The sequence below is a fragment of the Micromonospora sp. DT15 genome, from assembly GCF_049841475.1.
Classification (GTDB): domain Bacteria; phylum Actinomycetota; class Actinomycetes; order Mycobacteriales; family Micromonosporaceae; genus Micromonospora.
Genome location: NZ_JBNCKJ010000025.1, coordinates 1 through 5,388 on the forward strand (window position 1 = coordinate 1; position 5,388 = coordinate 5,388).

3 rRNA genes are annotated in these 5,388 nt (G+C 57.4%); all 3 read right to left on the minus strand.

What is annotated here, in order from left to right:
* Window positions 1-10: 10 nt before the first annotated feature.
* Window positions 11-127: ribosomal RNA gene (rrf, locus tag ACLQ3F_RS31565) — 5S ribosomal RNA — on the minus strand.
* 85 nt (window positions 128-212) lie between these two features.
* Window positions 213-3,323: ribosomal RNA gene (locus ACLQ3F_RS31570) — 23S ribosomal RNA — on the minus strand.
* Window positions 3,324-3,707: 384 nt separating this feature from the next.
* Window positions 3,708-5,222: ribosomal RNA gene (locus ACLQ3F_RS31575) — 16S ribosomal RNA — on the minus strand.
* The 16S, 23S and 5S rRNA genes sit together here, the layout of an rRNA operon.
* Between the last annotated feature and the right edge of the window lie 166 nt (window positions 5,223-5,388).

The window sequence follows — 5,388 nt, forward strand, 5'->3', positions numbered from 1 at the left end:
CTGGAAGATTGTCCGGCGGCGTCCTACTCTCCCACACCCTCACGAGTGCAGTACCATCGGCGCTGGAGGGCTTAGCTTCCGGGTTCGGAATGTAACCGGGCGTTTCCCCTCCGCCATGACCGCCGTAACTCTATGAACATATCAAACAACCCCGGCACACAATCACGGGTGTTCGCTTGTTCAGAGTTGCACAGTGGACGCGTAGCAGCTTAGTAGTCAAGTCCTCGGCCTATTAGTACCGGTCAACTGAACCCGTTACCGGGCTTACATTTCCGGCCTATCAACCCAGTCGTCTAGCTGGGGGCCTTACCCCCACAAAGTGGGGTGGGATACCTCATCTTGAAGCAGGCTTCCCGCTTAGATGCTTTCAGCGGTTATCCCTTCCGAACGTAGCTAACCAGCCGTGCCCTTGGCAGGACAACTGGCACACCAGAGGTTCGTCCGTCCCGGTCCTCTCGTACTAGGGACAGCCCTTCTCAAGTATCCTACGCGCACGGCGGATAGGGACCGAACTGTCTCACGACGTTCTAAACCCAGCTCGCGTACCGCTTTAATGGGCGAACAGCCCAACCCTTGGGACCTGCTACAGCCCCAGGATGCGACGAGCCGACATCGAGGTGCCAAACCATCCCGTCGATATGGACTCTTGGGGAAGATCAGCCTGTTATCCCCGGGGTACCTTTTATCCGTTGAGCGACACCGCTTCCACTCGCAAGTGCCGGATCACTAGTCCCGACTTTCGTCCCTGCTCGACCTGTCAGTCTCACAGTCAAGCTCCCTTGTGTACTTGCACTCAACACCTGATTGCCAACCAGGCTGAGGGAACCTTTGGGCGCCTCCGTTACCTTTTAGGAGGCAACCGCCCCAGTTAAACTACCCACCAGACACTGTCCCTGAACCGGATAACGGTCCGAAGTTAGATACCCAAATCAACCAGAGTGGTATTTCAAGATTGCCTCCACCCATACTGGCGTATGGACTTCACCGGCTCCCACCTATCCTACACAAGCTAATTCGAGTACCAATGTCAAGCTATAGTAAAGGTCCCGGGGTCTTTCCGTCCTGCCGCGCGTAACGAGCATCTTTACTCGTACTGCAATTTCGCCGGGCCTGTGGTTGAGACAGTGGGGAAGTCGTTACGCCATTCGTGCAGGTCGGAACTTACCCGACAAGGAATTTCGCTACCTTAGGATGGTTATAGTTACCACCGCCGTTTACTGGCGCTTAAGTTCTCCGCTTCGCCCCGAAGAGCTAACAGGTCCCCTTAACGTTCCAGCACCGGGCAGGCGTCAGTCCATATACATCGAATTACTTCTTCGCATGGACCTGTGTTTTTAGTAAACAGTCGCTTCCCCCTGCTCTCTGCGGCCATACAACGCTCCACCCGCGCGGGGCTTCACGTCTCCGGCCCCCCTTCTCCCTAAGTTACGGGGGCAATTTGCCGAGTTCCTTAACCACAGTTCGCCCGATCGCCTCGGTATTCTCTACCTGACCACCTGTGTCGGTTTGGGGTACGGGCCGCTAAGAACTCGCTAGAGGCTTTTCTCGGCAGCATAGGATCACTGACTTCACCTGAATCGGCTCGGCATCACGTCTCAGCCTTCATGTGTTGCGGATTTGCCTACAACACGGCCTACACGCTTACCCCGGCACAACCACCGGCCGGGCTCAGCTACCTTCCTGCGTCACCCCATCGCTTGACTACTACCCATCAGGTTCCCACGCTCCCTCAACTCAGTCCGAAGACGTCATCAAGTTCGGGTGGTTAGCACAACGAGGTTCATCAGGGACGCTCTTTCGCGGGTACGGGAATATCAACCCGTTGTCCATCGACTACGCCTCTCGGCCTCGCCTTAGGTCCCGACTCACCCAGGGCGGATTAGCCTGGCCCTGGAACCCTTGGTCATCCGGCGGAAGGGTTTCTCACCCTTCTTTCGCTACTCATGCCTGCATTCTCACTCGTGCCGCGTCCACAACTGGGTCACCCCGCTGCTTCACTCGCGGCACGACGCTCCCCTACCCATCCACACACCTGCACAAGGAATCACGTCCAAGCGAGGATAAAATGTGAATGCCACAGCTTCGGCGGTGTGCTTGAGCCCCGCTACATTGTCGGCGCGGAACCACTTGACCAGTGAGCTATTACGCACTCTTTAAAGGGTGGCTGCTTCTAAGCCAACCTCCTGGTTGTCTATGCGACCCCACATCCTTTTCCACTTAGCACACGCTTAGGGGCCTTAGCTGGTGATCTGGGCTGTTTCCCTCTCGACTACGAAGCTTATCCCCCGCAGTCTCACTGCCGCGCTCTCACTTACCGGCATTCGGAGTTTGGCTGATTTCGGTAAGCTTGTGGGCCCCCTAGACCATCCAGTGCTCTACCTCCGGCAAGAAACACGCGACGCTGCACCTAAATGCATTTCGGGGAGAACCAGCTATCACGGAGTTTGATTGGCCTTTCACCCCTAACCACAGGTCATCCCCCAATTTTTCAACATTGGTGGGTTCGGCCCTCCACGCGGTCTTACCCGCGCTTCAGCCTGCCCATGGCTAGATCACTCCGCTTCGGGTCTAGGACACGCGACTGAATCGCCCTATTCAGACTCGCTTTCGCTACGGCTCCCCCACACGGGTTAACCTCGCCACATGCCACTAACTCGCAGGCTCATTCTTCAAAAGGCACGCCGTCACCCCGCAAGGCTCCGACGGATTGTAGGCGAACGGTTTCAGGTACTATTTCACTCCCCTCCCGGGGTACTTTTCACCATTCCCTCACGGTACTTGTCCGCTATCGGTCACCAGGAAGTATTTAGGCTTACCAGGTGGTCCTGGCAGATTCACGGCAGATTTCAGGGGTCCGCCGCTACTCGGGAACACCCACAGAAGGTCAGCAACTTTCACCTACCGGACTCTCACCGTCTACGGTCAGCCATTCCAGACTGTTCGACTAGCCACTGACTTTGTAACTTCTCGAGTGCATGTCAGTACACTCAGCGGGGTCCCACAACCCCGACCACGCAACCCCTGACAGGTATCACACGCAGCCGGTTTAGCCTCGATCCGCTTTCGCTCGCCACTACTCACGGAATCACTAAATTGTTTTCTCTTCCTACGGGTACTGAGATGTTTCACTTCCCCGCGTTCCCTCCACACACCCTATGTGTTCAGGTGTGGGTGACACCACATGACTGGTGCCAGGTTTCCCCATTCGGACACCCTGGGATCACAGCTTGGTTGACAGCTCCCCCAGGCCTATCGCGGCCTCCCACGTCCTTCATCGGCTCCTGGTGCCAAGGCATTCACCGTTCGCCCTTGACAACTTGACCACAAAGATGCTCGCGTCCACTGTGCAATTCTCAACAAACGACCAACCCACAACCCGATCCGCCCCACACCAAACCCAACCAGACGGTTGGCGGTATGTGGGGCCAGGCCATGCCTGGCAGACTCCCAGCCCCCACCAAGGAGGGCCGGCGCGTCTCTGAAACAACAACACAACGGTTGTTCCTTCAGGACCCAACAGGGTGCTCACATTTCCCCCCAGCCGCACCAACAGCATCCGTTCCCACCACCCCGAAAGATGGCTGTACTAAGCGCCGCCGGCCGTTGCCAGGGCAAAACTTGCCAGTGTCTCCGCCATTCGAGCACCCCACCACCACATTCGGGTGATGCGGGCTCCTTACCGACTTTCGTCGGAAGGTGCTCCTTAGAAAGGAGGTGATCCAGCCGCACCTTCCGGTACGGCTACCTTGTTACGACTTCGTCCCAATCGCCAGCCCCACCTTCGACGGCTCCCTCCACAAGGGTTGGGCCACCGGCTTCGGGTGTTGCCGACTTTCGTGACGTGACGGGCGGTGTGTACAAGGCCCGGGAACGTATTCACCGCAGCGTTGCTGATCTGCGATTACTAGCGACTCCGACTTCACGGGGTCGAGTTGCAGACCCCGATCCGAACTGAGACCGGCTTTTTGGGATTCGCTCCACCTCACGGTATCGCAGCCCATTGTACCGGCCATTGTAGCATGCGTGAAGCCCTGGACATAAGGGGCATGATGACTTGACGTCATCCCCACCTTCCTCCGAGTTGACCCCGGCAGTCTTCGATGAGTCCCCGCCATAACGCGCTGGCAACATCGAACGAGGGTTGCGCTCGTTGCGGGACTTAACCCAACATCTCACGACACGAGCTGACGACAGCCATGCACCACCTGTGACCGCCCCCGAAGGACCTCACATCTCTGCGAGTTTTGCGGCCATGTCAAACCCAGGTAAGGTTCTTCGCGTTGCATCGAATTAATCCGCATGCTCCGCCGCTTGTGCGGGCCCCCGTCAATTCCTTTGAGTTTTAGCCTTGCGGCCGTACTCCCCAGGCGGGGCGCTTAATGCGTTAGCTGCGGCACAGGGAACCGGAGAGGCCCCCCACACCTAGCGCCCAACGTTTACAGCGTGGACTACCAGGGTATCTAATCCTGTTCGCTCCCCACGCTTTCGCTCCTCAGCGTCAGTATCGGCCCAGAGACCCGCCTTCGCCACCGGTGTTCCTCCTGATATCTGCGCATTTCACCGCTACACCAGGAATTCCAGTCTCCCCTACCGAACTCTAGCCTGCCCGTATCGACCGCAGGCTTGGGGTTGAGCCCCAAGTTTTCACGGTCGACGCGACAAGCCGCCTACGAGCTCTTTACGCCCAATAAATCCGGACAACGCTCGCACCCTACGTCTTACCGCGGCTGCTGGCACGTAGTTGGCCGGTGCTTCTTCTGCAGGTACCGTCACTCTCGCTTCGTCCCTGCTGAAAGAGGTTTACAACCCGAAGGCCGTCATCCCTCACGCGGCGTCGCTGCATCAGGCTTCCGCCCATTGTGCAATATTCCCCACTGCTGCCTCCCGTAGGAGTCTGGGCCGTGTCTCAGTCCCAGTGTGGCCGGTCGCCCTCTCAGGCCGGCTACCCGTCGTCGCCTTGGTAGGCCATCACCCCACCAACAAGCTGATAGGCCGCGAGCCCATCCCAAGCCGAAAAACTTTCCACCACCAGCCATGCGGCCAGCAGTAATATTCGGTATTAGCCCCCGTTTCCGAGGGTTATCCCAAAGCTTGGGGCAGGTTGCTCACGTGTTACTCACCCGTTCGCCGCTCGAGTACCCCGAAGGGCCTTTCCGCTCGACTTGCATGTGTTAAGCACGCCGCCAGCGTTCGTCCTGAGCCAGGATCAAACTCTCCAACAAAAAATTAGTTGAACAGCTATCCCGGCAACAAACAAATGTTGCCAAAGGAATCCCAACCAGCCAGCAAAAACTGACCAGTCCGGGGTATAAATCATAATTGGCACTGGCTTTACAAGCACCCTGTTGAGTTCTCAAAGAACAACCACACACCGACCAGAAGCCCCAC